The sequence below is a fragment of the Leifsonia sp. A12D58 genome, from assembly GCF_047530025.1.
GTDB lineage: Bacteria > Actinomycetota > Actinomycetes > Actinomycetales > Microbacteriaceae > Cryobacterium.
This window is the reverse complement of sequence record NZ_JBLJAT010000001.1, coordinates 1,031,810-1,058,546: the sequence shown is the minus strand read 5'-3', so window position 1 is coordinate 1,058,546 and position 26,737 is coordinate 1,031,810. Positions and strand designations below refer to the sequence as shown.

The following is a 26,737-nucleotide window of genomic DNA, read 5'->3' as shown; positions in this document are numbered from 1 at the left end:
CAGGCGAGGGAAGGCACTCAGCATGACTCACAAGCCACCGATCGATGACGTCAACGACGACGACATCGAGATCGGCAAGCCAGGCACGTCGGCAGCAGGCATCCCGGGCATCGTCCACTCGATGGTTCCGGCCTTTGGCGGAATGGGCGTCTCGCGGGCGCTCAAGACCCTCACAGCGATGAACCAGAAGGACGGGTTCGACTGCATGAGTTGCGCCTGGCCGGATCCTGATCATCGCAAGGCGCTGGAGTTCTGCGAGAACGGGGCGAAAGCCGTGACCTGGGAGGCAACACCGGTCACGGTTCCCACGAGCTTCTGGGCAGAGCATTCGATCGACGACCTGCTCACCAAATCCGAGTACTGGTTGGGGATGCAGGGACGCTTGGTCGAGCCGGTCTACAAGCCGGCAGGGGAAGACCATTATCGGCCGATCAGTTGGGAGAACGCGTTCTCGATCATCGGCGAGAAGCTGGCGGGTTTGGCCTCTCCAGACGAAGCAGCCTTCTACACCAGCGGGCGAACATCCAACGAGGCAGCATTCGCTTACCAGCTCTTCGTGCGCGCCTTCGGAACCAACAACCTGCCCGACTGTTCAAACATGTGCCATGAGTCGACCAGCCTCGCCATGGGGCAAACAATCGGCATCGGCAAGAGCACGATCAGCTACAACGACTTCGCCAAGTCCGATCTGATCATCATCATGGGGCAAAACCCGGGCACCAATCACCCACGGATGCTGACCGCCCTTGAAGACGCGAAAGAGGCCGGCGCCGACATCGTCGCCATCAATCCGCTGCCAGAAGCCGGTCTGATGCGGTACAAGAACCCTCAGAAAGTACGCGGGCTGATCGGCCACGGCATCGGGCTCGCCGACCAGTTTCTGCAGATCAGGCTCGGGGGCGACATGGCCCTCCTGCAGGCCATTTCCAAGCGCGTGCTCGACGCTGAAGCGGCCCACCCTGGCACCGTCCTCGACCACGAATTCCTCGCAGAGCATTGCGACGGCCTTGACGAACTGACCGCCCACCTCGCGAACCTCGACGAAGCGGCGGTGCTCGAAGCAACAGGCCTCCGCGTCGACGAGATCGACGAGTTGGCTGAGCGTTATCTCGCGGCCGACAGGGTGATCATCACCTGGGCGATGGGGCTTACGCAGCACAAAAAGGCAGTCCCCGCGATAAAGGAGATCATCAACCTGCTGCTGCTGCGCGGAAACATTGGCAAGCCGGGCGCCGGAGCATCTCCGATCAGGGGACACAGCAATGTACAGGGCGATCGCACCATGGGCATCTGGGAAAAGATGCCACCAGCTTTTCTGGACGCGCTCGAGCAGGAGTTCGGTTTCGCCCCTCCTCGTGCCAACGGAATCGACAGCGTCGATGCGATCCGGGGCATGCGCGACGGAAAGGTGAAGGTCTGGGTCGCGCTCGGCGGCAACATTGCTGCGGCGATTTCGGATACGACGGTCACGGATGCGGCGTTCCAGAACACCGAGATGACCGTACAGATATCCACGAAGCTCAACCGGTCGCACGCCGTTGTCGGTGCAGAAGCGCTCATCCTGCCGACACTGGGGCGAACCGAGATCGACGTGCAGGCAACCGGCGAGCAATTCGTTTCTGTTGAAGACTCAGTGTGCGCCGTGCACTCCTCGCACGGCCGCCTTCAGCCAGTCGCGCCCGGCTTGTTATCTGAAGTGGCCATTGTCAGTCGTATCGCCAGGGCAACCCTGGGTAATTCAGGGACAGGCGCCAGCCGACGCTCAGGCACGATCGACTGGGCCGGCTTTGAGAACAACTACGACATCATCCGGGACCACATTTCTCGCGTCGTCACCGGATTCGCTCACTTCAACCTTCGAATCAGGGCGAAGGACGGATTCGTGCTCCAGCACGGGCCGCGCGATACGCGCACGTTCCCGACGCCGACGGGCAAAGCGATGCTCACCGTCAACGACCTTGAGCATATTGAGCGGCCGAGCGGCCGACTGATCCTGCAGACCATCCGCTCGCACGATCAGTTCAACACCACGACCTACAGCCTCAACGACCGATACCGCGGAATCAAGAACGGGCGTCAGGTGGTGTTCGTCAACCCAGACGATCTCGTGGATCTGGGCATTGTCGATGGCCAGCTGGTCGACGTGCACAGCGAGTTCAGTGACAACGTCGATCGCGTGATCAGACGGTTCAGAGTCGTCGCCTACCCCACGGCCAGAGGATGCGCCGCGGCGTATTTTCCAGAGGCGAACGTTCTTGTCCCGCTCGACGCCACAGCGGAGGGCAGCAACACCCCGGTGTCGAAATCGATAATCGTGCGCCTTGAACCGTCTGTCGAGGCTGTGTAACGCGGCTACTGCCCGGTCTTTGTCCAGCCTTCAGCGCTCGGATCTTCAGTGCTCTGTTGCATGCGGCAGAGCTGGAGCGCAACAGCTGTGGCGTCACGGACAGCCGCTTCCTGGCTCTTTCCGCCTGCGGCCGCGAGTCCGGCTGCGTAGCCGACAATGAACGTTGTCAGCGGAGCTGCAGGGCGAACGACGGCATGGGCAGCGTGCCCGGCCAACCCCAGAATTTCTTGGGTGTCGACAGTGAAATCCAGAATTTGCAGGGCGTCGACGAGACGACGGCTCCAGTCGGTCAGAACTTTATCTTCATCTTCTTCGATGTTGGCCATGACGCTCCTTCGTTGCGGACATCGTACCCGCGCAAGCGACAGCTGTGGCGCGGTGAATACTCACCGCGCCACAGCTGGCAACACAACGCCGATTCGGTTACCGGTTATACCTTGAGGTATCCGTTGGGATTCAGCACGTACTTGGTAGCCGCACCCGAATCGAATTCGGCATAGCCACGCGGTGCGTCATCGAGCGAGATCGCCTTGGCGTTCACGTTCTTAGCGATGTGCACGCGGTCGGCCAAGATCGCCTTCATCAGATCCAGGTTGTATTTCATCACCGGGCACTGGCCGGTGGTGAAAGCGAGCGACTTTGCCCACCCGGTACCGAGACTGAGTGACAGCGAACCCTTCTGGGCGTTCGAGTCGATTCCTCCCGGGTCACCCGTCACATAGAGCCCCGGAATACCCAGCGCCCCACCTGCCGCCGTGACATCCATCAGGGAGTTGAGCACGGTTGCCGGTGCCTCATGTCCGGCATCCGACCCATGTCCCCTGGCTTCAAACCCGACGGCATCGACGCCACAGTCGACTTCTGGCACACCGAGGATCTGGTCGATCTGCTCGGCCGGGGACCCCTTGCTGACATCAACGGTTTCACAGCCGAAGCTACGTGCCTGGGCCAGCCGTTCCTCATTCATGTCGCCGACGATCACGACGGATGCCCCCAGCAGCATCGCTCCCGTTGCCGCGGCGAGTCCCACGGGGCCCGCTCCGGCGATGTACACCGTCGACCCCACGCCCACACCCGCTGTGACGCAGCCGTGGAAGCCGGTGGGGAAGATGTCGGAGAGCATCGCCAGGTCCATGATCTTCTCCATGGCCTGGTCCTTGTCGGGAAACTTCAGGGCATTCCAGTCTGCATATGGCACCAGCACGTACTCGGCCTGACCGCCGACCCAGCCACCCATGTCTACGTATCCGTAGGCGCTGCCCGGGCGATCGGGGTTCACGTTGAGACAGATCCCTGTCTTGCGCGCCTTGCAGTTGCGACAGCGGCCGCACGAGATATTGAACGGCACCGAAACCAGGTCGCCTACCTTGATGAATTCGACGTCAGGACCGACCTCGACGACCTCTCCGGTGATCTCATGGCCGAGGACAAGGCCCTGCGGCGCTGTCGTGCGACCGCGGACCATGTGCTGGTCCGATCCGCAGATATTGGTTGCGACTGTTTTGAGGATGGCACCGTGTGGCACCTTTCGGCCGATATTGGCCGGGTTGACCCCAGGACCGTCTTTCAGCTCAAAAGTCGGATAGTCGAGGTCGATGACCTCAACCTTTCCTTTTCCCTCGTACGCGACTCCTCTGTTGCCTGCCATGGATCTTCCCTTCTACGGTGATGGGCCTGTCCGGGGTACCGAGGCCCTCGTGTATATGGGCGCCACAATCAGCGCTCTCCCCAGCCCGCACTGAATGCGTCATTGCGCAGTCGGGTCGGTGTGCCCACCATCGTGGGCTACATCTGAGGAAGTGTCAACAGTGCGCGAGTGGCGCGCCCGGTGAGCGAACCGTCAGGGTCGCATCCGTTACCGGCGTCGCTTGGCTCTGGCCGCAAACTCGTCAAGTACCCGCACAATGTCTTTCGCCAGCCAGATCCGATTGCGACGTCCGTCGGTGATTTGAGTCAAGACCTGCGCCTCAACGAGCCGGTCAATTGCCACCTGGGCGTTCACTGTTGAGATTCCGAGTTCTGTTGCCGCCGCAGCGCTGTCGATGACCGGTTGGCGCAGCAGGATATCCGCAAGGCGGTGTGCTGAAGAGTCACGCCTCGCCGTAATGCGACCGACCCACTCCAGCCGCACGGCCTTCAGGTCGGCCACAAGGATGCGTCCGTTGTACACCGCGGCAAATGACGCATCAGCGATCGATCGAACGATCGGCGCGATGTCGCCCACCCTGTATGCGCCGAGAGCGTCAAAATACTGGCCAGTGTTGTGGAGCAATCCCGCAGACACCGGAACTGCCACGTTTCGAGTGAGCTTGCCGCCGCGCAGCATGGCCTGAATGAGAGCGCGGCCCACCCGACCATTGCCGTCGGGGAACGGATGGATCGTCTCGAACTGGGCGTGAGCGATTGCGGTCTGGGCCAGCACAGGGAGGTCATCGCGATTGGCGAAGTCCACGAGGTCGTCCATCAGGGCCGGCACTCGATCGTGATGGGGAGGTACGAACTGCGCGGTGTGCGGACCGAGATTCCCCCCGCCGATCCAGACCTGCTGGTCGCGCCAATGGCCGACCATGTCGGGATGACTGTGCTCAAGCAGGGCGCGGTGCATTTCGAGGATGGCACTGCCGTCAATAGATTCAGACAGGGCGAGGGCCGCTTGCATCGCCCGAACGTTGCCGACGATGAGCTGCGCATTTCTCGAGGCGTGCTCGCCGAGCTCCGCCAGGGCGATCTGTCGCGCGCCGCTGGTGAGATTCTCGATTTCTGAACTGGAGGCGCTTTCCGTGCGCAGCAGAATGGAAGCGAATGGCGCGGCGATCTGGCCGACTTCGGCATCGAACCGTGCGAGCTCGGTGGCGGCCTCCTCGGTTACAGCGAGCAACTCACCATCAAGCGGAATGCTCAAGTCGGTGGTAAATGCGGGTACAGCGGCCAGATAGGGCCCGGTCGCCAGCCGCTTCTGCGTGCGCGAGCCGTACTCGTCTTGCACGCTGTGCCACGACCGCTGCTCCTGGCCGAGTGCCGGCCACGCCGCCCCCTGCTCAAACGTTGACATGGAACCAGCATACATATGGTTAGTGGGTTATCCATAGGTATGGAGTGCGGCTCTTCTGACTTAGTTCAGGCGCAGTGCGACAGCTTGACGCCGGTGAGCGAACTGTCAGGGTCGCATCCGTCACACTGTCACTATCGATACTTCGCCTCTGACCTCCTTGTGGTCCACGCTCTTCACGCCGACAACACCCATCGACGTCTCGCCGCAGATCATGCTGACAATCCTCGTGATAGCGGCGGCACTCAGCATCCCTCGCCTCACCTGGCAGCACTTCGGGCTGTTCACCACGCTCGTGCATGAGCTCGGGCACGCGATCGCCGCAATCCTTACAGGGCGCGTGGTGCACGGCATCCGCTTGCGCCGCAATCATTCGGGTGAGGCGCTGAGTAGCGGGCGTGGCAGGTTCGGTCTCGTAATCAGCGGGCTGTTCGGGTATCCGGCACCCGCGATCGTCGGAGCCGCCCTGCTCTGGAGCGTCTTCAGCGGATACACGGCGCTGGCACTGTTTGCGGGCGGGGTCATCCTGGTGCTCACGCTCGTGGTGATCCGCAACCTGTTCGGCGTGCTTGTGGTGCTCGGTTCGGCGGCCACCAGCATCGTGCTCTGGTTCTACGCGACGCCCGAGGTGCAGAGCTATGCGCTGCTCGTCGTCGGATCCGCCCTGCTGGTGGGGTCGGTGCGAGGTCTTGCCACAGTGATCAGCGTGCACACACGGCGCCGTACGCAGCTGCAGACCTCCGACGCGTACATCCTGTACCGGCACACCGGCGTTCCGTCGCCGGTCTGGCTGCTGGTGTTCGCGATCGTGATCGGCGGATGCGCGTGGGTCGCGCTCCAGACGTACCTGGCGCGTTAGTGCGGAGCGCCAACTACTACTCACCAGCATTCCGCTCGCTAGCCCCGTGGAACAAGTCCCAACCGCACGAGGCTCTCGGCGGTCGCCAGGATCGCTTCTTCGTTCGACCGCGGCTCCCAGCCGAGCATCCGCCTGGCCTTCTCGTTGGAGACCCGCTTGGGCTGGCCCAACTGCGGCACGATCTGGCGCAGCGCCGGGTTGACCAAGGCGAGAGCACGCACCAGCCAGTCAGGCAGAACGCGCGTGGGGACGCGGGCTGCGGCAGGGCCCATCCGCTCGCGAAGCAGCCGGGCGACCGCCATGAGTTGCATCGGCTCCCCTGCTACCGCCAAGAAGCGTTCACCCGCTGCCGCGTGGTCGACCATCGCGCGCAGGTGCAGGTCGGCAACGTCGCGCACATCGACGAATGATGTGGAGATGCGCGGAAGTGCCGGCGCAACCCCGTTCATCAGCCCGCGGAGCAGCTCGATGGACGTCGACGTGTCTGCGCTGAGCGCAGGACCCACGATGCCGACAGGGTTGATCACCGCCAGCTCCATGGCGCTGCCGCTGGTGGCAATGAAATGCCAGGCGGCGAGTTCAGCGAGGGTTTTCGACTTCGGGTATGGCCCGACGCCCTGACCGTCAATATTGGTCCACACCTCTTCAATGAACGGCACGGCGGTCGGCGGACGTCCGTAGCCAACAGCCGCGAATGATGATGTGAGCACTACCCGTCTGACGCCGGCATCACGTGCAGCGCGCAGCACCCGCAGCGCACCGTCGCGGGCGGGAACGATCAGCTCGTTCTCATCCTTGGGGGCACGCGCCGGAAACGGCGACGCAACGTGCAAAACGAAATCGCAGTGCTCGACGGCTTCTGGCCAGCCGGCATCCGACAGCAGATCGGCGGTCACGAATGAGAGTCGATCACCCGGGTTGACGCCAGCGACTTTGAGCATCATGCGCACATCGGTTTCGCGGGTGAGTGAGCGGATGCTGGTGCGCACTCGATATCCGCGCTCCAGCAATTGCGCAATGCAGTGGGCCGCCACGAATCCTGTGCCGCCGGTGACCAGAACCAGTTCGTCGCTCATGTCGACCTCCTGGATCGACCGTACTGGTCAGGTGCGAGAACGAATAGCGCCGCAGCGTTTCAGCGCGAATACCCTTCACTGGAATTGCGTTCCATTCACTGTAATTTTCGTGCGTTTTCTTGCATACATGATGCACACAACTGGCACGCGAAGCGTGTTATGCCATAACGGCTGTGGCGATGCTGACGTCGCTGAGCGCTTGACGGCGCCTGGATGACAACGTCGATGACGACTCACGACTTCGGGTCAGAATCTCCCGAGCCCGGGGCTGCCTCAGGCGGCCCGCTATCCGAGCTGTCGTCCGAGCCGCTGTCCGAGCCGTGCTCCGGTCCACCCTCACCGGCGCTGCCGGAATCGGAAGCCTCACGGGAGGCTGCAGCATCCGCGACCCAGCCGTCCCGTGACGCTGCACCCGTTCCCGACGCCACACCAGGTCCAAAACTCGCGGTCGAGCCCGAGTCGGCTCCCGTCTCCGCGCTGGTGCCCTCGCCCAGCCGGCTTGTCGCATCCGTCTGCCGCGGCGCAGCACGTGCGAATCGTCTCAGCCAGCGTGGCGAGACCACGGTGATGCCTCGCTCGATGGGGCCCTCAACTTCAAGCCCGTAGTGCTCGCCGATCCGGTCAATGAAATGGGCACGCTGCGCCTTCTCGAAAGCTGCGCGCTCCCGCGTGAACGCGATGATCGTCGACCAACACATCAACAGCATCACGACGCTAAAGGGAAGAGCGATGATGATCGCGGCGGTTTGCAGCGCCAACAGGCCGCCGGAAAGCAGTAGCGCAGTCGCGAGGACGGCGGTGATCAACGTGAAGAAGATGCGTGCCCAGCGGCGTGGTTCAAGGTCGCCACCTGTGGCGATCATGCCCATCACGAGAGCACCGGAGTCTGCCGAGGTGACAAAGAAGATCACGATGATGATGATCACGCCGATGTTGAGGAATGCAGTGCCGGGCAAGTGGGCGAGCAGGGCGAACAACGATCCTTCAAGGTCGACGTTGCCGTCCGGCAGCAACAGACTTGTACCGCTCAATTCCAGGGCGATAGCCGAGCCGCCGAGCACACTGAACCAGAGGATGCCGATCAGCGTCGGCACCAGGATGACGCCCAATACGAACTGTCGCACCGTGCGCCCGCGCGAGATGCGAGCGATGAAGATTCCCACGAACGGTGCCCAGGAGATCCACCAGCCCCAGTAGAACGATGTCCAGCTGGCCTGCCACTGCTCCCCCGCCGTGCCGGTGAAGGCATTGACGTTGAACGAGAGTCCGATGAAGTTCTGCAGGTAGTCACCGAGCGACTGCACGAACTCACGCAGCAGAAACGTCGTCGGTCCCACGAAAAGTACGTAGATAAGAAACAGGCCAGCCAGGATCAGGTTGGTGTTCGACAGCCACTTCATGCCGCGCGTCACGCCGGAGAGCACCGAGTACAGCACCAGTGCCGTGATCACCACGATGATGACGATCTGCGTTGTCACGTTCGGTTCGGCAATGTTCGCCGCCGAGAGCCCCGCACTGATCTGCAGTACGCCGAGACCCAGCGACGTCGCGACGCCGAAGAGCGTGCCGACGAGGGCGATTACGTCGATAGTGTTGCCCCAGCCGCCCCGAACCCGCTTGCCGAGCAGTGGCTCCAGTGTCCAGCGGATGGAGATAGGTCGGCCGCGGCGGTGGATCGCATAGGCCAGAGCCAGGCCCACGACCACGTAAATCGACCAGGCGTGGATGCCCCAGTGCAGGTAGGTCTGGCTCAGTGCCTGCTCCGCCAGCTGCTCAGGAGTGCCCGTGATGCCCGGCCGCGGGTGGACGAAATGGCTGAGCGGTTCGCTCACGCCGTAGAAGACCAGGCCTATACCCATGCCGGCGGCGAAGAGCAGTGAGAACCAGCTCATCAACGAGAACTCGGGTTTATCGTCATCCTTGCCGAGCTTGATGTCGCCGAACCGACTGAAACCGACCCACAAGCAGAAGACCACGAAGAACGTGGCGATCAGCACGTAATACCAGTTGAACGTGTTGACGATGCCTGCCTGAATCGTGGTGAAGAGTACTTCTGCCGCTTCCGGTGTGACGATGGCGAATGTCGCGAAGATCACCACGATGGATGCCGCCGGCCAGAAAACCCAGCGGCGGACGGGTGAGCGATGCGTGCTCGTGGCCATGGATTCGAGGCTATCCGCAGTGTGGGCAGAGGTCGAGGGCTTGTGCGATTGCGGGCTTCGTTGGAGCATCATTCTGCATGGCCAGACGCCAGCATCGTTCACAGTTCACAGTTCACAGTTCACAGTTCGAGGGAGAAAGACATGTCGTTTCAGGCCTACCTCGACAACATCGAAGAGAAGACCGGACTCACGCCCCGGCAGTTCATCGAGCTGGCGCACGAGCGTGGATACGACGATCCAGCGACGAAGTCCGGTGTGATCGTCGACTGGCTCAACGCTGACTACGATCTGGGCCGCGGTCACGCCATGGCGCTTGTGCACGTGATCAAGAACGGCGCGAAGATCGACGCCAAGCACGTGGGTACTGGCACTGCGCACAGCGATGAGTCCGACACGCTCTGGCTGGATGGGAAGGCGAGTAAGCCTGCTGCACCTTCCGCTGCCCCGACTGCGGCCCACTAAAGAGCCAGCGCCGCAGGGTGGCTGCCGGTCGGCTCGTAGCCTATTTTCCGGCCGGGCGAGCCCGGCATGTCAGCGTGCAGTTTTCTGCTTGTCAGGTGCTTGGCGTTGCATCTGCGCGTGTCCACGGCAGCGACAATAGAGAGGTGAGCGCTGCCGGAGAATTCGTGGATGCCACGCTCCAGAACGAGGGCGACTGGTTTCGAGCCGCCGAGGCGAAATCACGGCTCGAAAGCGAACTCCGCTTCTATGGAGCGTCGGTCGGAGCCATCCGCGGCACGATGAGGGACATGGCGCGCCGCTACCCCGGCCTGACCCACGACGAGATCACGTCGCTGAGTTCTGAGCTCTGGGCTGAACCCGTGTTCGAGCTGCGACTGGCCGCGATCGTCTTGCTGCAGTCGAACGTTCGGCTCCTCCGTAATTCCGATCTGACTCGCCTCGAGGGCTTCCTCCGCGACTCAGGCGTGAGTGCGCTGGCAGATCCGCTCGCCGTCGATGTCATCCGCCCGCTGCTCGTGGGGCTCACCGGAACGGCACGACAGCAAGCGGATGTGATCATCGAGCGCTGGTCGCAGGAGGACAACCTCTCGTTGCGGCGTGCTGCCCAGATCGTGCTGGATGGCGCTTAGTCGGCATCCGGCATCCGCATCCGGCGCGCTGTTGCCGGCTGCCGGATGCCGTAAGCGCGCTGCGCTGATTCGCGGGCGAGCTTCACGATTTAGGTGTTTTGCCGATGCCCAGGTCGATACGAGGCAACCACGACACGATCCCCAGCATGGCGAAAACGAGCGCGAGCTCCGCGACTCCAGCGCCGAAGTAGATGCCCTGCAACCAGCTGAATCCTCGGATGATTGCCGTTTCGGTCAGAATCCAGATGATCATCGCGAACCCGGCGACGGCTGTCCAGAAAAGGCACGACTTTCTGCGTCTCAGTAGCAGCACTGTCGAGAGCGTGTGGGTGCCACCTATGGCAATCAGCAGGATCAGCGCCGGCAGAAAGTACGACGTGAATGGGCCACCGTCCAGCGCCGATTGGGGCATGCCGAGGCCATTGGTGAAAAGCATGGCGATGGCTCCGCCCACGGCCGAAATCGCATTGAATATCACCAGCGCGAGCAGGGTTCTCCACGCGATTCTCGTCAGAATACTCGGTTGCATATCGTGCTCACCTCCAGCGCTTTGTGAACAGTAGCGCGATTGGGCGCTGGCTCGTCTTACGCAGACCTCGCCCTGCTGGAAGCGCCGGCGAGTTCCCGCACGATCATCGGGACGACCGAGCGCGAGCTTGAACGTCAGTGGCGCCCTCTAGCGCCACTACTGTGCAGTCCCAACCAACGTAGGAGGACAGCATGAAAATACTTGTGGCAACCATGCACGCGCAATGCATGCGCGATGATGATTTCTCGCGCCCGGTAAGCGGTGAGCTCGTCTCCGATGGCGGGCCGTGCAGCGGCGTTACGTCATCGAACGTGACCAGTTGGCGTTCGGTACTCGCTGGCTTCAGCAACGACGCCAAAGGGGCGGATGCCGTGAGTTTCTGTCTTTCGGAGGCGGTAGACCTCGCTCAGGTCTTGATTAGCGCTCGGCCTTGCACGGCGGCAGATCCACCAGGGCGAATCGACGGGTGCTATCGGCCGCCGTCGCTCCTCCACAAGGGGCCTGACTCTCGAAGTTTCCACAGAATGCGAGCCTCCTTCGAACATACCTACGAAACTGGAATGATTGTGTTATGACCTTCTCCACCGCAACTCCGGCCTCGCCGCCCAATGGGGCGACCGAGCGTGACGCGATGACACCATGACTCTCCTGAGTGAAAAACCATCCGCACATTCGACGGCTCTTCCGCTTGTCGTGGCGCTGAAGCAGGCCAGGTCACTGGTCGCTGCCGCGCTGGCCGACTCGTCTTTGCCGCTGCTGGCTGATGATGATGCGCTTGCCGTGCTGGCCGAGGCAGAGGCCCTCGGCCACATGACGGATGCCGCCAGGGTTGCCGCCGCGACCGATGTTGAGCGGCGTTCTGCGAGGTGGCTCGGCAAGGATTCTCTGGCACGCAAGCGCGGATGTCGCAATGGCCGCGATCTCATCGTCGAAGTGACCCGCATCTCGGGCCGCGAGGTGGCTCGCCGGTTGAAGCTGGGCGTTCAGGTGCTGCCCCGATATGAGCTGACGCAGGTCTTGCCGCCGCTCTTTCCGCTTGTGGCGGATGCCTTTTTCGCGGGTGAGTTGGGCGTGGATGCAGCGGAGGCCATCGTGACAGGGCTGGGCGAGATTCGATCCCGGGTCGACCCTGACCTGCTTGACGTCGCGGAGGATGCGCTCGTCGCCGCGGCAACCGGGATGGTCACCGAGACGACAGCCGGTATGCCGAATGCAGGGTTTGCGTTCGATGCGGATTCGATCCGTGGGCAGGTGGCTGTGTGGGTGGCTCGGCTCGATCCCGACGGTGCGGCGCCGAATGATGATATTTATGAGGCGCGCAGCCACTTCAGTTTCGGGAGCTTGCGCAATGGCCTCTATTCACTGCATGGCGGTGTCACGCCGGAGATGCGCGGCATCATCGATGGCGTCACGAACCCCTTTCTGGCCGCGCACGCCCCGCTGCCGGGAAACGGTGGCCTGCTCCCAGACGCACATCTGGCCGATCCCGGCCACCCCGTCGATCCCGACGACCTGGCGGATCCCGACGACCTGACCGGCAGGAGTCCGGCGTTCCCCTCGCTCTCCGAGCAAGCAGCTGAAGCCGAACAACAGGCCCGCATCGACTCCGGTGAACTTCCAGAGGCCCCCATTCCATTCGATGGCCGCACTGCAGCGGAGAAACGCGCCGATGTACTCCGCGGCCTGTACGACGCGGCAGCTCGCGACCCGCACGCTCCCACGATCGGCGGGTCCGCCCCGACGGTCATGGAGCACGTCAACGCTCGCGACCTCGCCGATGAGAATGGTGTCGGCTGGATCGACGGCGTCGAAGCCCCGGTCTCGCTGCGCACCGTGCAGCGGATGATCTGCGCCGGCGGTTACCAAAAGATCGTTTTTAGCGACAATAACGAAGTGCTCTACCTCGGCCGAGTTGAGCGGATCTTCAACCGACAGCAGCGTCGAGCGATGGCCGCCCGCGACGGCGGCTGTGCGATCCCAGGCTGTGACACTCCACCGGCCTGGACCGAAGCCCACCACGTCATCCCCTGGCAATCCAACGGAAAAACCGACATCAATAATGGAGTGCTCCTCTGTTGGTACCACCATCACAGCCTCGAGACCTCCGGCTGGCAGATCCGAATGGTGAAGGGCGCGCCTCAGATCAAGGCACCGCCCTGGCTCGATCCTGAACAACTCTGGCGACCCGGCGGCCAGCACCGTGCAACTCAGCACACCCTCACCGGGCTGTGAGCCGGCCGGGCGAGTTGGCCCAGCGCCCAGCACGTCTCGCTCACCATGCCCAGCACGTCTCGATCACAGGGGGAGCGCGAAACGTCCCGGTGCTTCGGCGAGCGCCACACTCTAGTTAGCCAGCTCAGCGAAGACACGCGGGAGCCAGCACCACGAAGAACTCACAGCACTGCAAACACCAGCAGCAAGGGAAGCACCGGATGCACCGGCAGAACCCACGTGATCACGAACACCGACGACGGAGATCGATAACGATGGATGCGACACCGGGCATCACTATCCTCGGCGCAATATATCCCCTCTCACGTAACTCCTCCAGAATTCAGGTCAGGCGCGAGTAGCTCTGTACCGTGTCATGAGTATCGGCGTCTCCCGTGTGGCGAAGGCAGACGCATCCGGAAACAACGCCCGTACCTGAGCCTTGGGCAGGTGCAGCAGTACTCCCCCATTGGCGGTGAAGCGACCCGTGGCTGTTTTACCCCAGCAGGTGCTAACCGCCGTGACGTACCGCCTCCGCTGGTTAGATATCGTGGCCATATGACGCATCCCCTACCCACGGCTCGGCTGCAGTTCCGAGAGATGGCCCACTCCGATCTGGACGATATGGCCGCACTGCTGGGCGACCCCGACGTCATGCGTTTCTATCCAGCGCCCAAGTCGCGCGACGAAGCTGCCGCCTGGATCCAGTGGAACCAAGCGAACTATGCCGCACACGGCTATGGCCTCTGGGTGATCGAGACACTCGATGGTGGATTTGTCGGCGATTGCGGCCTTACCTGGCAGGACGTCAACGGCTCACCCATGCTTGAGGTCGGGTATCACGTTCGCGCTGAACTACAGGGCTACGGATATGCGACAGAAGCAGCTACGGCCTGCCGCGACTTCGCACGCGGACACGTCGACGCTACTGACCTCGTGGCCATCATCCATCCTGACAACCGGGCCTCTGAGCGCGTCGATGAAAAGATCGGGATGCAGCGGGTCACTGACGACCGTGGTGGCAACATCCCCGTCCGTACTGTCCTGGGCATGCAGCTCTAAGCAGCCAGCGGCCAGCGGCCAGTTACTAGGAACCGGCAACCAGCAACCAGCAACTAGCAGCCAGCTCTCGCCGCCCCGTTCTGGCGACTGTCTGACATACCAGACACAACCCGCCCCACACACGGTGCTTCGGCGAGCGCGCTCAGCTTCAATGAACCCATGGCCATTCAGCAGCAGGAACCTCAGCAGACGCCGGAGCCGCAGGCAGCACAGCAGACGTCATCCCCTGTCTCCGCCCCCTCCATAGCTCGCCCTGTACGCGCAGCCCGGGGTAACACTCTCACCGCTAAGAGCTGGCAGACCGAGGCTGCCATCCGCATGCTGATGAACAATCTCGACCCTGAGGTCGCTGAGCGTCCGGACGATCTGGTGGTCTACGGCGGTACGGGCAAAGCTGCCCGCAGCTGGGAGGCATTCGACGCCATCGTGCGCACCCTCACCACCCTGGAAGCGGATGAGACCCTCCTCGTCCAGTCGGGCAAGCCCGTCGGTGTCTTCCGTACCCACGAATGGTCACCCCGCGTGCTCATCGCCAACTCCAACCTGGTGGGCGATTGGGCGACCTGGCCTGAGTTCCGCAAGCTCGAAGCCGCCGGTCTCACCATGTACGGACAGATGACAGCCGGCTCCTGGATCTACATCGGTACCCAGGGCATCCTGCAGGGTACATACGAGACATTCGCCGCCGTCGCCGACAAGCGCTTCGGCGGCACCCTCGCCGGTACTCTCACCCTCACCGGTGGTGCAGGCGGCATGGGCGGCGCCCAGCCCCTGGCCGTGACAATGAACGGCGGCGCAGTACTCATCGTGGATGTCGATCCCGCACGTCTTGCCCGTCGCGTTGACCACGGCTACCTCGACGAGATGACTGACGACCTCGATGACGCTCTCTCCCGTGTGCTGACGGCCAAGGCAGAAGGGCGGGCTCTCTCCGTCGGTGTTGTCGGCAATGCGGCGACAGTGTTCCCCGAGCTCCTACGCCGTGGGGTACCCATCGACATCGTGACCGATCAGACATCCGCTCACGATCCGCTCAACTACCTCCCCGAGGGTGTCAGCGTTGAGGAGTGGCACACCCTGGCTGCGGCAGACCCCGAGGGCTTCACCCTGCGAGCGCGCGCGGCCATGGCGAAGCAGGTGCAGGCGATGGTGGAATTTCAGGATGCCGGCGCCGAGGTGTTCGACTATGGCAACTCCATCAGGGCTGAAGCGCGTCTGGGGGGCTATGACCGCGCATTCGACTTCCCTGGCTTCGTCCCGGCCTACATCCGCCCCCTGTTCGCCGAGGGTAAGGGCCCGTTCCGCTGGGCCGCCCTCTCTGGTGACCCAGCAGACATCGCAGCAACCGATAAGGCGATCCTCGAGCTGTTCCCCGACGACGCACACCTACACCGCTGGATCACCGCTGCCCAGGAGAAGGTGCACTTCGAGGGCCTGCCCGCACGTATCTGCTGGCTGGGCTACAAGGAGCGACACCTGGCCGGCCTGAAGTTCAACGAGATGGTGGCATCCGGTGAGCTGTCTGCCCCTGTCGTCATCGGACGCGACCACCTCGACTCGGGTTCTGTCGCCTCTCCATACCGGGAGACAGAGGGTATGGCAGACGGATCGGACGCCATCGCCGACTGGCCGCTGCTCAATGCCCTGCTCAACACGGCTTCCGGAGCCACCTGGGTTTCCATCCACCACGGTGGTGGTGTGGGCATCGGTCGGTCCATCCACGCCGGGCAGGTACTTGTCGCCGACGGGACAGATCTCGCGGCGCAGAAGATCGAGCGCGTGCTGGTGAATGATCCGGGTACCGGCGTGATGCGCCACGTGGATGCCGGCTACGAGCGCGCCACGGAGGTGGCCCAGGAGCGTGGCCTGCGTATCCCCATGACCGAGTCATGACCCTCACCGAAGTGGCACACGGTACCCTCGCTGGTCTCGCCGAGATCAATGGCACTGGCCGTGATGCCTCCCGCGGTGGCTACTCCCGCCACATCTGGCAACCGGCAGAGCTCGAACTGCGCGAGTGGTTCATCGAACGCGCAGTCAGACTCGGCCTGGACGTCGAAACCGACCGCAACGGCAATATCTGGGCCTGGTGGGGTGCGCCCGGTAGCAACGCTGTCGTGACCGGCAGCCATCTCGACTCGGTACCCGGCGGCGGCGCATATGACGGCCCCCTGGGCGTGATCAGCGCCCTGGATGCCATTGCCCGCCTCCAGTCCACCGGATTCACTCCCCGCAGGCCCTGCGCCATCCTCGTGTTCGCCGAAGAGGAGGGTTCACGCTTCGGGGTGGCCTGCCTCGGGTCACGCCTGCTCACAGGGGCCATCTCACCCGAGCGGGCGCGAGGGCTGACCGACGGTGATGGCATCCGCTTCGATGCCGCTGCGGCCGGCGCCGGACTCGACCCGGCTCACATCGGCCGCGATTCCGAGGCTCTCGAGCGCATCGGGCTGTTCATCGAGCTGCACGTCGAGCAGGGACGTGGTCTCATCGACCTGGGCGAACCGGTGGCCGTCGCGTCGTCGATCCTGGCCCATGGCCGTTGGCAGCTGCGCTTCACCGGGGAGGGTAACCACGCCGGGGCAACGCCGATGGACGGCCGACGCGACCCGATGATCGCCGCGGCCCGGGCAACAGTGGCGATCAGGGACGCCGCACGGGCACGCGAGGGCAGTTACGCGCAGGGCAGTCGGGCGACCGTCGGTCGGATCGATGCCATCCCCGGCGGCACCAACGTCATCGCCAGCACGGTGACCGCCACCCTCGATGTGCGGGCAGAGACCGACGAAGAGACCCGTGCCCTGGTGTCCGATATAGAAGCGCTCGCCGCGGATGCCGCCACAAAAGAGAACTGCGCCGTTCTGGTGACCGAAGAGTCCTGGAGCAGCGTCGTCCACCTCGACCCTGAACTGCGCAGCCAGGTCGCCAGCACGTTGGGAGGCATTCCCACCCTGTCGACAGGAGCCGGACACGATGCAGGGGTACTGGCATCCGTCGTACCGTCGGCGATGTTGTTCGTACGGAACCCCACCGGCATCTCGCACTCGCCAGACGAATTCGCCGAACTCGACGATTGCCTAGCCGGCGTGACCGCACTCGAATCTGTCCTCAGGGAGCTACTGCAATGATCTACTGGTGCGAGAGCGCGCTCATCGGGGGTGTAGCCACGCAGGCTGTGCGTATCCACGCCGACTCCGCTGGCCAGATCACCCGGATCGAAGCGGATGTCGCAGCGCACGCCGGCGACGTCCGCCTCGGCACTGTGCTTCCCGGTATGGCCAATGCGCACTCGCATGCCTTTCACCGGGCACTGCGTGGCCGAACTCATGCCAATGGCGGCACATTCTGGGTGTGGCGCGAGACAATGTATGCCGCAGCGGCCGCTCTCGACCCCGCCAGCTACTACGACCTGGCCAAGGCGGTGTTCGCCGAGATGGTGACCGCGGGCTGGACGGCCGTCGGTGAGTTCCACTACGTGCACCATTCACCGGATGGCACGCCATACGGCTCGCAGCACGGACTGGCCGGACAGTCGGGGCTGCCCGAGCTTCCCGGGCCGCCCGACTCCCGAGAGCACGCCATGGAGTTGGCGCTGGTGTCCGCAGCACGGGAGGTGGGCATCCGTCTGACGCTGCTCGACACCAGCTACCTGCGTGGCGGCATCGGTGCGGAGCTCTCGGCCGACCAACGGCGATTCGGTGACGGCTCAGCGAATGGCTGGCTCAAGCGCTGGCACAGCCTGAACCAGCTGCTGGGTGCCGATGGCACGGGCGTTGCCACCACTGCAGGAATACCGGACGCCAGTAGCGTCGTCCTCGGCGCAGCGCTGCACTCGGTACGGGCACTCACCCGGGATGACATCCGTACAATCCTCGATGGCCTCCCCGCTAAGACACCCCTGCACATCCATCTCTCTGAGCAACCGCAAGAGAATATCGATTGCCTGGCCGAGTACGGCCTCACCCCGACCGAGCTTCTCGACGAGTTGGGCTCTCTCTCCCCTCGGCTCAGCGTGGTGCATGCCACTCATCTGAGCGCCAGAGACATCGCACTCCTCGGCGATGCAGGCGTAGGCGTGGTGATGTGCCCGACGACGGAGGCCGATCTCGCCGATGGCATCGGCCCAGCAAGGGCGCTCGCCGATGCGGGAGCACGCATAGCCCTCGGCTCCGACCAGAACGCTGTCGTCGACCCGTTCCTCGAAGCTCGAGGGTTGGAGGCCGGAGAACGCCTGGCAACCGGATTTCGCGGGAGGTTCAATCCTGCTGAGCTACTGACCGCACTGACAGAGTCCGGCTATCAGTCACTCGGGCTCGGCCACGGCGGCATCAGGGTGGGCTCCTGGTGCGATCTCGTCGAGGTGGATGCAGGGTCGGTGCGTACTACCGGGAGCGCGACGGAACAACTGGTGCTTACGGCCACCGCATCCGATGTGCTCCAGGTGATCGTCGGCGGGCGGCTGGTTGCCGTCGACGGGCAGTTGTATAGCCCCGCAACGCCGGGCACAGTGACCGACCCGGCAGTACTCCTCCGTGCCGCCCTCAGCGTACTCGCCGCCCGTACCAACGAAATGGCATCATGACAGATACCAGCGCACCCACCGAACTCATCACCGACATCGGCGAGCTCACCACGCAGGTCGACGGTGAGTCCCGCCGCACCAACGCGGCACTCATCGTGCAGGACGGTCGTATCGCCTGGATCGGTGACGCCGCATCAGCACCGGCCGCCGACATCCGAACAAGCATCGGCGGCCGCGCGCTGCTGCCCGGCTGGGTGGACTCCCACAGCCACATGCTGTTCGCCGGTGATCGGTCAGCCGAGTTCGAGGCCAGGATGGCCGGTCAGAAGTATGCGGCGGGCGGCATCGCGACAACCGTGCGGGCCACCAGGGCTGCCACAGACGGAGAACTGCAGAACACGCTCGTTCGCCTCCGCCGGGAAGCCGAGCGTCAGGGCACCACGTATCTGGAGACCAAGACCGGTTATGGCCTCGACGTCGAGACCGAACAGCGCTCGGCCCGCATCGGTTCCGAAACAGCCGATGTCGTGACATTCCTCGGCGCCCACCTCGTACCCGAGGGCATCGACACCCGCGACTACATCGACCTGGTCACCGGCCCGATGCTCGACGCTGTGCTGCCCTGGGTGAGTTTCATCGATGTCTTCTGCGAACGCGGAGCCTTCGACGTCGATCAGGCCCGCGAGATCCTGCTTGCCGGCCGAGCAGCCGGTCTCGGCCTCCGTCTGCACGGCAACCAGCTCGGCCACGGTGGCGGCGTGGCGCTCGCCGTGGAACTTGGCGCGCTGAGCGTCGACCACTGCAACTACCTGAGCGAAGGGGATGTCGCCGCGCTCGCCGCATCCGCTACTGTCGCCACCGTGCTCCCGGCCTGTGACCTGTCGACCCGGGAGCCTCTCGCTCCGGCCAGAACACTGCTGGATGCCGGCGCCACCATCGCCATTGCGACGAACTGTAATCCGGGTACCTCGTACACAACGTCGATGCAGTACTGCGTGGCAACCGCCGTGCTGCAGATGGGACTAACCGTCGAGGAGGCAGTCTGGGCAGCCACCCGTGGCGGCGCCCGTGCACTCGGCGTCGAGACTGGCCCGGATGCCGTTGGCTCACTGGCCGTCGGCTCTCACGCCGATCTGCACGTGCTGGATGCCCCCTCCGTCGCGCATCTGGCTTACCGCCCCGGCGTGCCGCTGACCGCTGCGGTCTGGCGTCGTGGCATCAGCTCATGCATAGAACGGTTGCGTGACTGATCTTGCTTCCACGACTGCGTTGGGACGCTAGGCGCTACGGCGCCCCGAGCCGCGAGTCGGAGTTGCCGCGCTGACGCTTCTCGTAGCGTTTGTCCTGCCCGCTGTCGGTCGGGAGCCGGTCGTTGATGACCGGGTTCCGCCGGTTGACGGGCGTGAACCGCCACTGGATGACCGCGAGTTTCCTGCGGATGACCGCGAGTTTCCTGCTGCCCCGTCAAGACGTCGCAGCTGAGTGCCGACGAGCAGCCACCACAACGGCCAGATCAACCAAACGCCACCGGCCAGGAAAACACCGACACCGAGAAGCAGGATCTGCGGAATCGTCAGCACCTGAAGCGTCAGGCCGATGCCGGCCAACGGCAGTCCAATCATCAGGCCGAGACCGATCAAGCGTCCGAGCGAACCGGTCCAGGATCGGATGGCGCCCTCAGCGACCAACTGGCGATTGACCCAGAACATCCAGGCGGCTTCCACAAAGATCACGGCCGCTTGAACCAGGATCCAGACCAGCGCGTCAAACACATTGATTGTCACCAGGACTGCGGCAATTGCGCCGATTATCAGTGCAATGAAAACCAGGGGCGGAAATGTGCGCGAGGCGGCGCTGGGGGCGAGGCGTGCACTGATCTTGATCACCAGGACAGCCGAAATCACGCAGCCTGCCGCCGCGAGCAGCTCATACCCCGAGCCGAAGGCATACGGGCCGTTGAATGGCACCTCAATGACGAACATCAGGATGAGAAGGACGCTGGCGACCAAACCGATCGCCGCGTTGACCAGGGCCAACGGTGCCATCCACACATCTTGTATACGAGTTGTCATCAATTCTCCAGATTCACTACGTGCGGCCTTTTCTCCGCCCGTCGGGACAAATTTCCCCTCTCCATTATCCGCGAGTCGTCTGAGTCAATGCCGAACCGTGCCCTGAGCCCGAGTCGCGCCCCAGCCGAGTAGCCTCTCATGGTGCCCCTTTTTCTCGACTCCGCCGAATGGCGTGCTCTCGAGCAGCAGCACCAGCAACGCGCCGACGCCCTGTCTCTCGGCCGGCGACAACGTGTAGAACGCGGTGAGACGCATCCGGTCAACGACTTTCTCTTCACCTACTACCCGCTGCGCCCCGGGCTGCTGCGCCGCTGGCACCCGGGCGCTGGTGTCGTTCTGGTGGATGCCGCAGGCGACGAGCGCGGCAGCTGGAAGTGGTACCGCAGCGCAGGCACAGGTGGCGGTACCGGAGTACGCGGCGACTCAGACCTTGAGGTCGACACCACTGCATTCCTGCAGGCGAAGGCACGCACCATCACATTCATCACCACGCTGCTCGCAGACACCATCAAGCGCACACCAAATTTCGGCTGCTTCGGCCTGCACGAGTGGGCGATGGTCTTCCGCCAGGGTGAGCACAGGCACGAGGCCCCGCTGCGTATCGGGCAGGCTGCGACCGATGAGGTCGTTGTCGGCAGCCGCATCGCCTGCAGCCATTTCGACGCGTACCGCTTCTTCACCCCAGCAGCGACGGGCCTGAATGCACTGAGCCCGACGCGAGAGAACCAGCCAGAGCTTGAACAGTCGGGTTGCCTGCACGCCGGCATGGATGTCTACAAGTGGGCGATCAAGCTCGGCCCGCTGATCCCGGGCGATCTCCTGCTCGACTGCTTTGATCTGGCCGCCGACATCCGCCAGCTCGATATGCGTGCATCGCCGTACGACCTCAGCGCGTGGGGCTACGAGTCGGTCGCCGTCGAGACCCCGACAGGCAAAGCCGATTACGTACGCCAGCAGCGGGGTTTCGCCGCACGCGGCAACGTACTGCGCCAACGGGTCATCGACGCCGTGGCGCTGGCCGGCGCGCGCCCTCTCCTGTAGCCCGCACAACCCCCTGTCCCGGGCCAGACCTCTGCGGTAGCCTCGGGAAAATTGGGTGCCTCGCCACGTGGGGCGACGCTCATTCGCGTACTCACGTAGATCCACGGCGAGGGAGCTGTCATGAAAGCACTTGTGTACAAAGGGCCGGGCGAGAAGGCATGGGAAGACGTGCCGAAGCCCGAGATTCAACATCCCACCGACGTCATCGTGAAGATCGACACAACGACGATCTGCGGTACCGACCTGCACATCCTGAAGGGCGACGTGCCCGCGGTGACCCCTGGTCGTATCCTCGGCCACGAGGGTGTCGGCACGATCACCGAGATCGGGGATGCCGTCACGACGCTCAGCGTCGGCGATCAAGTGATCCTCTCCTGCGTCTCGGCGTGCGGCAAATGCAGCTACTGCAAGCAGGGTGTCTTCTCGCACTGCCTGGGCGAAGAGGGCGCACCGGGCATCGGCTGGATCTTCGGCCACCTCATCGATGGCACGCAGGCCGAATTCGTGCGGGTGCCGTATGCAGAGACATCGGTGTATCCGCTGCCAGCCGGGGTGTCGGCGGAGCGCGGAACCCTGCTCTCAGACATCCTGCCGACCGGCCACGAGATAGGGGTGCGCTACGGCATGGTCAAGCCGGGGGACGTCGTCGCCGTCGTGGGGGCAGGTCCGGTCGGCCTCGCAGCCATCGCAACTGCCGGGCTCTATGGCCCCTCGCGCATTATCGCCGTCGACCTCGACGCCAACCGCACCGAGTCGGCCAAACGTTTTGGGGCGACCGACGGCGTGGTCTCCAGCGCCGCAGATTGGAAGGAGCAGGTTCTGGCTCTCACAGACGGCTTGGGTGTCGACGTTGCAATCGAGGCTGTCGGAGTGCCTGCCACATTCCAGATGTGCCTGGACATCGTGCGCCCTGCCGGCCACGTGGCCAACGTGGGTGTTCACGGAACGTCGGTCACCCTCGCACTCGACGAACTCTGGATCTCCAACATCACCATCACTACTGGACTGGTCAACACCAACACCACGGCGACCCTACTGAAGATGGTCACCCAACAGAAGCTGCCTGTCGATCAGTTCATCAGTCACACGTTCGCACTCGGGGACATCATGGAGGCGTACGACGTTTTCGGTCGCGCGGCTGAGACCAAGGCGCTCAAAGTAATTCTCAACGCCTGACCAGCTGCCGCTGTAGCCTCGTTGTGCGCGAAAGGACGACACCATGGCCGATTCAGCAGCCCAGCCAGCCCCCACGGGTTCAACGGTGCCCCGAGGGGCCTGGAACGCACTCGTCGTGCTGCTCATCGGCATGTTCATGGCCCTGCTCGACACCACGATCGTCAATGTGGCGCTCCCCTCGATCAGAACGACACTCAACGCGTCAGAAGCGACACTGTCGTGGATCATCTCCGGCTATGCACTTGCGTTCGGGCTCGCCCTGATTCCTGCGGGTCGTGTCGGTGACCGTATCGGTCACAAATGGGTGTTCTTCAGCGGCCTGGCCCTCTTCACGGTCGCCAGCTTCTTCTGTGGCCTCGCCCAGACCGACCTCGAGCTGATCATCTGGCGCGTGATCCAGGGCCTGGCCGGTGGTGTGTTTGTTCCCGGGGTGACGGCGATGATCCAGCTGATGTTCCCTGGTCGCGTGCGCGGCAAAGCCTTCGCCATCATGGGCGCTGTGATCGGTGTGTCAACGGCAATCGGACCGATCCTCGGTGGCCTCATCATTGAGGCGTTCGGCGACACAGAAGGCTGGCGCCTGGTGTTCTGGGTGAACCTGCCGATCGGCGTTATCGCGCTGGTCGCCGCCGCACTGCTCTTGCCAGGCCGCCATGAGAAGGCGGCGAAGTCGGCTACAGACCTGTTCGGCCTTGCGCTCTTGTCCGGCGGACTCATCGCGTTGCTCGTTCCCCTGATCGAAGGCGAGAACCAGGGCTGGCCGCCGTGGACATACGTCACGCTCGCTGTCGGCGTTCTGCTGCTTGCTGCGTTCGCGTTCTGGGAGGTGCGGGTAGCCAAAGCGGGTGGCTCTCCCCTGGTACCTCCGCACCTGTTCTCGCATCCGGCCTTCAGCGGCGGCGTGATCCTGGCGCTGGTCTACTTTGCAGCTTTCACCAGTATCTTCTTCACTATTTCCCTGCTCTGGCAGGCGGGCCTGGGGCATACGGCGCTGGAATCGGGCCTGGTGTCGGTGCCATTCGCCATCGGCAGCATCATCGGCGCCGCGCTGAGCGACCGTCTATCGCGAGCGCTCGGTCGTACAGTGCTCGTCATGGGCACAGCGCTCGTCACAATCGGGCTCATCTGGGTGTGGCTGGTGCTCCTGCTCACCCCGGCCAGCGATCTGAATCACTGGGCGTTGCTCATCCCGCTATTCCTGGCTGGGCTCGGCAACGGCTTTTTCATCGCCCCCAATGTGCAGTTCATCGTGGCCACCGTCGACCGTACAGAAGCGGGTGCGGCCAGTGGCGTAATCAGCGTCATGCAGCGCATCGGAAGTGCCATCGGCATCGCGATCATCGGCAGTGTGTTGTTCGGCAGTATCCACGTAACGGCCAACACGCAGGCGGCCGTAGCGGACGCATTCGCCTCGGCATCCGCTAACGCGCTGGCCGTCAGCGCCGCCTTCAGCGTCGTCGCCTTCCTGCTGGTGTTCATGCTGCCGAAACGCGTCAGTACCCCGACCGAATAGCCCGACAGGATGGCCACGCCGGGCGTAACGTTGCAGCATGGAATTCAGATACCTCGGTAACAGCGGACTCAAGATCTCAGAGATCACATACGGAAACTGGCTCACCCACGGATCCCAGGTGGAGAACGACGTGGCAGCCCGGTGCGTGCGAGCTGCACTGGATGCCGGCATCACCTCGTTCGACACGGCTGATGCCTACGCAAACACCGCGGCCGAAGTCGTGCTCGGCGATGCACTCAAGGGAGAACGTCGCGCGTCGCTCGAGATCTTCACCAAGGTCTACTGGCCGACAGGACCGAAGGGCCACAACGACGTCGGGCTCTCACGCAAGCACATCATGGAGTCAATCGATGGCTCACTGATGCGCCTGCAGACCGACTACGTCGACCTGTACCAAGCTCACCGCTACGACGTCGAGACGCCGCTTGAAGAAACGATGCAGGCATTCGCCGACATCGTTCGGGCCGGCAAGGCGCTCTACATCGGCGTTTCGGAGTGGGATGCCGACCAGCTGCGAGCGGGCGCTGCGCTGGCCAAGGACCTCGGCTTCCAGCTCATCTCGAACCAGCCGCAGTACTCGATGCTGTGGCGGGTCATCGAGGATACCGTCGTGCCGACATCCGAAGAGCTCGGCATCTCCCAGATCGTCTGGTCGCCGGTCGCCCAGGGCGTACTCACCGGCAAGTACAAGGCTGGTGCCCCTGCCCCAGAGGGATCCCGCGCTCGGGATGAAAAGGGTGGAGCGACCACCGTCACCGGCTTCATGCGCGACGAGGTGCTCACGGCCGTTGCGAAACTCGAACCCATTGCAACCGAGCAAGGCCTGACCATGGCGCAGCTCGCTCTGGCCTGGGTGCTGCAGAACCCGAACGTGGCATCCGCCATCATGGGTGCATCACGCCCGGAGCAGGTCGTAGACAACGTGCGTGCAAGCGGTGTCACGCTTGATGCCGATGTGCTGGCGCGCATAGATGAGGCAGTGGGCGGCGTCGCCGAGCGCGATCCAGCTCAGACCGTGTCGCCGGCGGCACGGCCGGTATGACGATGACGAACCCACCGCTTCCCCCGCACTCACAGCAGCCTCTACCCCCGCAGCAGGCCCCGGCTTCACGCGAACCCCACAAGCTCTCGCTGACCGCCAAGCTGCTGCTATTCGTGGCACTCCCCCTGGTGTTGATCATCGTCGTCATCGTCGCGCTTGTCATCGTGTTCAGCAGCTTTCAGGGCACGTCTGTCTCTGAGAAAGCAGATGTGATTGCCGGCTCAAGCGTCGACGTCACTGTGCCGAATGCCACCGTCACCTTCAGCCCGAGTTCCGACGATCAGGTACACGTGAGCATGACAGGCACATACTCGGGGCCCACGCCGACGCTTACCGCGACGACATCGGGTCGTGAGACGCAGATCACCGGCGGCTGCGCCAACGGCTGGTTCTTCAGTCGGTGTGATGTCACGCTCGCCATCGCCATTCCGGCCGGAGTCGACCTGGATTTCGAGGGCACTAACGGGCGCATCACCGCCAGCGGCCTGACCGGCGAGCTTGAGCTGTCCACGACCAACGGTTCGATCAAAACCTCAGGCACACGCGGTGATCTCTCGCTCCACACGTCAAATGGCGGGATCAGAGCGGATGACATCGGCTCGGCAGATGTCGAGGCCAGCACGACGAACGGCAGTATCGAGCTCGAATTCGCTCGCCCGCCAGCCGAGGTGGAGGCACGCACCACGAACGGCGCCATCCAGGTTCGGGTGCCGACCGACGGCGCGACCTACCTCATCAACGCCACGACGGTGAACGGCAATGTGAACACTGGCACCGTGCCGAGCGACAATGCATCTGAACGCACCATCACCCTGGAGACGACGAACGGTGCAGTGAAGGTGGAGTCCACGAACCGCTGATTCGCTGGCCCGTCAGCCCGCGATGCATACTCCCCCAAGCGGGGGTATGGTCGCGGGCTGCGCTCTGCGAGACTGGACCCGCACCGGCGCATACCCACGCGCCGTGCGCATGTAAGCCCGTTTACCAC

General features: G+C 63.6%; 22 protein-coding genes. 15 read left to right on the top strand and 7 right to left on the bottom strand.

Going from position 1 to position 26,737, the window contains the following annotated elements; translation table 11 throughout:
• Nucleotides 1-22 precede the first annotated feature (22 nt).
• Nucleotides 23-2,347, top strand: coding sequence for an FdhF/YdeP family oxidoreductase (locus ACMT3I_RS05145; RefSeq protein WP_414803354.1), 2,325 nt, complete (start codon nucleotides 23-25; stop codon nucleotides 2,345-2,347).
• 5 nt (nucleotides 2,348-2,352) lie between these two features.
• Here ACMT3I_RS05145 and ACMT3I_RS05140 read toward each other — a convergent pair whose 3' ends face one another.
• The 3 genes from ACMT3I_RS05140 to ACMT3I_RS05130 form a co-directional block, all read right to left on the bottom strand.
• A complete protein-coding gene (locus ACMT3I_RS05140) occupies nucleotides 2,353-2,673 on the bottom strand; it encodes a DUF6457 domain-containing protein (RefSeq protein WP_414803353.1) in 321 nt (106 codons plus the stop codon).
• Nucleotides 2,674-2,777: 104 nt separating this feature from the next.
• A complete protein-coding gene (fdhA, locus tag ACMT3I_RS05135) occupies nucleotides 2,778-3,995 on the bottom strand; it encodes a formaldehyde dehydrogenase, glutathione-independent (protein ID WP_414803352.1) in 1,218 nt (405 codons plus the stop codon).
• A gap of 207 nt (nucleotides 3,996-4,202) precedes the next feature.
• On the bottom strand, nucleotides 4,203-5,399 hold the full coding sequence (locus ACMT3I_RS05130; RefSeq protein WP_414803351.1) for a Fic family protein: 1,197 nt from the start codon (nucleotides 5,397-5,399) through the stop codon (nucleotides 4,203-4,205).
• Nucleotides 5,400-5,556: 157 nt separating this feature from the next.
• Between ACMT3I_RS05130 and ACMT3I_RS05125 the strand changes: the two genes are divergently transcribed.
• The gene (locus ACMT3I_RS05125) at nucleotides 5,557-6,255 is read left to right on the top strand and encodes a M50 family metallopeptidase (RefSeq protein ID WP_414803350.1); all 699 of its coding nucleotides are present in this window, start codon (nucleotides 5,557-5,559) and stop codon (nucleotides 6,253-6,255) included.
• Between the two features lie 38 nt (nucleotides 6,256-6,293).
• Here the strand turns inward: ACMT3I_RS05125 and ACMT3I_RS05120 are convergent, their stop codons facing one another.
• On the bottom strand, nucleotides 6,294-7,331 hold the full coding sequence (locus ACMT3I_RS05120; protein ID WP_414803349.1) for an SDR family oxidoreductase: 1,038 nt from the start codon (nucleotides 7,329-7,331) through the stop codon (nucleotides 6,294-6,296).
• A 233-nt stretch (nucleotides 7,332-7,564) separates the two neighbouring features.
• Entirely contained in the window at nucleotides 7,565-9,493 is a 1,929-nt protein-coding gene (locus ACMT3I_RS05115; RefSeq protein ID WP_414803348.1) for a BCCT family transporter, read from the bottom strand.
• A 141-nt stretch (nucleotides 9,494-9,634) separates the two neighbouring features.
• Between ACMT3I_RS05115 and ACMT3I_RS05110 the strand changes: the two genes are divergently transcribed.
• Nucleotides 9,635-9,955, top strand: a complete 321-nt coding sequence (locus ACMT3I_RS05110) for a DUF4287 domain-containing protein (RefSeq protein ID WP_414803347.1) — start codon at nucleotides 9,635-9,637, stop codon at nucleotides 9,953-9,955.
• A 143-nt stretch (nucleotides 9,956-10,098) separates the two neighbouring features.
• The gene (locus ACMT3I_RS05105) at nucleotides 10,099-10,584 is read left to right on the top strand and encodes a DNA alkylation repair protein (protein ID WP_414803346.1); all 486 of its coding nucleotides are present in this window, start codon (nucleotides 10,099-10,101) and stop codon (nucleotides 10,582-10,584) included.
• Nucleotides 10,585-10,666: 82 nt separating this feature from the next.
• On the opposite strand, the gene ACMT3I_RS05100 is transcribed toward ACMT3I_RS05105, so the two are convergent.
• The gene (locus ACMT3I_RS05100; RefSeq protein ID WP_414803345.1) at nucleotides 10,667-11,113 is read right to left on the bottom strand and encodes a hypothetical protein; all 447 of its coding nucleotides are present in this window, start codon (nucleotides 11,111-11,113) and stop codon (nucleotides 10,667-10,669) included.
• Nucleotides 11,114-11,752: 639 nt separating this feature from the next.
• On the opposite strand from ACMT3I_RS05100, the gene ACMT3I_RS05095 reads away from it, so the two are divergent.
• The 6 genes from ACMT3I_RS05095 (at nucleotide 11,753) to hutI (ending at nucleotide 20,155) form a co-directional block, all read left to right on the top strand.
• Nucleotides 11,753-13,345: a DUF222 domain-containing protein gene (locus ACMT3I_RS05095; RefSeq protein WP_414803344.1), complete on the top strand. Its 1,593-nt coding sequence runs from the start codon at nucleotides 11,753-11,755 to the stop codon at nucleotides 13,343-13,345.
• Nucleotides 13,346-13,882: 537 nt separating this feature from the next.
• Complete coding sequence (locus ACMT3I_RS05090) at nucleotides 13,883-14,386, top strand: GNAT family N-acetyltransferase (protein ID WP_414803343.1); 504 nt, start codon at nucleotides 13,883-13,885, stop codon at nucleotides 14,384-14,386.
• A 159-nt stretch (nucleotides 14,387-14,545) separates the two neighbouring features.
• Nucleotides 14,546-16,279, top strand: coding sequence for a urocanate hydratase (gene hutU / locus ACMT3I_RS05085; RefSeq protein ID WP_414803342.1), 1,734 nt, complete (start codon nucleotides 14,546-14,548; stop codon nucleotides 16,277-16,279).
• Nucleotides 16,276-17,511 carry an allantoate amidohydrolase gene (locus tag ACMT3I_RS05080; RefSeq protein WP_414803341.1) on the top strand — a complete coding sequence of 412 codons (1,236 nt, stop codon included), beginning with the start codon at nucleotides 16,276-16,278 and terminating at the stop codon, nucleotides 17,509-17,511. The genes hutU and ACMT3I_RS05080 overlap by 4 nt, the downstream gene beginning before the upstream one ends.
• Nucleotides 17,508-18,965, top strand: a complete 1,458-nt coding sequence (locus ACMT3I_RS05075; protein WP_414803340.1) for an amidohydrolase family protein — start codon at nucleotides 17,508-17,510, stop codon at nucleotides 18,963-18,965. The genes ACMT3I_RS05080 and ACMT3I_RS05075 overlap by 4 nt, the downstream gene beginning before the upstream one ends.
• Nucleotides 18,962-20,155, top strand: a complete 1,194-nt coding sequence (gene hutI, locus ACMT3I_RS05070; protein WP_414803339.1) for an imidazolonepropionase — start codon at nucleotides 18,962-18,964, stop codon at nucleotides 20,153-20,155. Before ACMT3I_RS05075 ends, hutI begins: the two co-directional genes overlap by 4 nt.
• Nucleotides 20,156-20,182: 27 nt before the next feature.
• Here the strand turns inward: hutI and ACMT3I_RS05065 are convergent, their stop codons facing one another.
• Nucleotides 20,183-20,950, bottom strand: coding sequence for a hypothetical protein (locus ACMT3I_RS05065; protein ID WP_414803338.1), 768 nt, complete (start codon nucleotides 20,948-20,950; stop codon nucleotides 20,183-20,185).
• Nucleotides 20,951-21,115: 165 nt separating this feature from the next.
• On the opposite strand from ACMT3I_RS05065, the gene ACMT3I_RS05060 reads away from it, so the two are divergent.
• The 5 genes from ACMT3I_RS05060 to ACMT3I_RS05040 all read left to right on the top strand — a co-directional run bounded on the left by ACMT3I_RS05060 (nucleotide 21,116) and on the right by ACMT3I_RS05040 (nucleotide 26,609).
• Nucleotides 21,116-22,018, top strand: coding sequence for a 3-methyladenine DNA glycosylase (locus tag ACMT3I_RS05060; protein ID WP_414803337.1), 903 nt, complete (start codon nucleotides 21,116-21,118; stop codon nucleotides 22,016-22,018).
• Nucleotides 22,019-22,138: 120 nt separating this feature from the next.
• Nucleotides 22,139-23,194 carry a zinc-dependent alcohol dehydrogenase family protein gene (locus ACMT3I_RS05055; RefSeq protein ID WP_414803336.1) on the top strand — a complete coding sequence of 352 codons (1,056 nt, stop codon included), beginning with the start codon at nucleotides 22,139-22,141 and terminating at the stop codon, nucleotides 23,192-23,194.
• A gap of 43 nt (nucleotides 23,195-23,237) precedes the next feature.
• A complete protein-coding gene (locus ACMT3I_RS05050; protein ID WP_414803335.1) occupies nucleotides 23,238-24,707 on the top strand; it encodes a DHA2 family efflux MFS transporter permease subunit in 1,470 nt (489 codons plus the stop codon).
• Nucleotides 24,708-24,744: 37 nt separating this feature from the next.
• Nucleotides 24,745-25,749: an aldo/keto reductase family protein gene (locus ACMT3I_RS05045; protein WP_414803334.1), complete on the top strand. Its 1,005-nt coding sequence runs from the start codon at nucleotides 24,745-24,747 to the stop codon at nucleotides 25,747-25,749.
• Nucleotides 25,750-25,751: 2 nt separating this feature from the next.
• Nucleotides 25,752-26,609: a DUF4097 family beta strand repeat-containing protein gene (locus ACMT3I_RS05040; protein ID WP_414803333.1), complete on the top strand. Its 858-nt coding sequence runs from the start codon at nucleotides 25,752-25,754 to the stop codon at nucleotides 26,607-26,609.
• The last annotated feature ends 128 nt before the right edge of the window (nucleotides 26,610-26,737 follow it).

Excerpts from the sequence above, each read along its gene's own strand:
- ACMT3I_RS05090 (WP_414803343.1), top strand. The coding sequence starts at position 13,883 with ATGACGCATCCCCTACCCACGGCTCGGCTGCAGTTCCGAGAGATGGCC.
- ACMT3I_RS05110 (WP_414803347.1), top strand. The coding sequence starts at position 9,635 with ATGTCGTTTCAGGCCTACCTCGACAACATCGAAGAGAAGACCGGACTC.
- ACMT3I_RS05040 (WP_414803333.1), top strand. The coding sequence starts at position 25,752 with ATGACGAACCCACCGCTTCCCCCGCACTCACAGCAGCCTCTACCCCCG.
- fdhA (WP_414803352.1), bottom strand. The coding sequence starts at position 3,995 with ATGGCAGGCAACAGAGGAGTCGCGTACGAGGGAAAAGGAAAGGTTGAG.
- ACMT3I_RS05145 (WP_414803354.1), top strand. The coding sequence starts at position 23 with ATGACTCACAAGCCACCGATCGATGACGTCAACGACGACGACATCGAG.
- ACMT3I_RS05115 (WP_414803348.1), bottom strand. The coding sequence starts at position 9,493 with ATGGCCACGAGCACGCATCGCTCACCCGTCCGCCGCTGGGTTTTCTGG.
- ACMT3I_RS05075 (WP_414803340.1), top strand. The coding sequence starts at position 17,508 with ATGATCTACTGGTGCGAGAGCGCGCTCATCGGGGGTGTAGCCACGCAG.
- ACMT3I_RS05050 (WP_414803335.1), top strand. The coding sequence starts at position 23,238 with ATGGCCGATTCAGCAGCCCAGCCAGCCCCCACGGGTTCAACGGTGCCC.
- ACMT3I_RS05080 (WP_414803341.1), top strand. The coding sequence starts at position 16,276 with ATGACCCTCACCGAAGTGGCACACGGTACCCTCGCTGGTCTCGCCGAG.
- ACMT3I_RS05060 (WP_414803337.1), top strand. The coding sequence starts at position 21,116 with ATGGTGCCCCTTTTTCTCGACTCCGCCGAATGGCGTGCTCTCGAGCAG.
- ACMT3I_RS05065 (WP_414803338.1), bottom strand. The coding sequence starts at position 20,950 with ATGGCACCGTTGGCCCTGGTCAACGCGGCGATCGGTTTGGTCGCCAGC.
- ACMT3I_RS05045 (WP_414803334.1), top strand. The coding sequence starts at position 24,745 with ATGGAATTCAGATACCTCGGTAACAGCGGACTCAAGATCTCAGAGATC.
- ACMT3I_RS05095 (WP_414803344.1), top strand. The coding sequence starts at position 11,753 with ATGACTCTCCTGAGTGAAAAACCATCCGCACATTCGACGGCTCTTCCG.
- ACMT3I_RS05140 (WP_414803353.1), bottom strand. The coding sequence starts at position 2,673 with ATGGCCAACATCGAAGAAGATGAAGATAAAGTTCTGACCGACTGGAGC.
- ACMT3I_RS05130 (WP_414803351.1), bottom strand. The coding sequence starts at position 5,399 with ATGTCAACGTTTGAGCAGGGGGCGGCGTGGCCGGCACTCGGCCAGGAG.
- ACMT3I_RS05100 (WP_414803345.1), bottom strand. The coding sequence starts at position 11,113 with ATGCAACCGAGTATTCTGACGAGAATCGCGTGGAGAACCCTGCTCGCG.
- hutU (WP_414803342.1), top strand. The coding sequence starts at position 14,546 with ATGGCCATTCAGCAGCAGGAACCTCAGCAGACGCCGGAGCCGCAGGCA.
- ACMT3I_RS05120 (WP_414803349.1), bottom strand. The coding sequence starts at position 7,331 with ATGAGCGACGAACTGGTTCTGGTCACCGGCGGCACAGGATTCGTGGCG.
- hutI (WP_414803339.1), top strand. The coding sequence starts at position 18,962 with ATGACAGATACCAGCGCACCCACCGAACTCATCACCGACATCGGCGAG.
- ACMT3I_RS05055 (WP_414803336.1), top strand. The coding sequence starts at position 22,139 with ATGAAAGCACTTGTGTACAAAGGGCCGGGCGAGAAGGCATGGGAAGAC.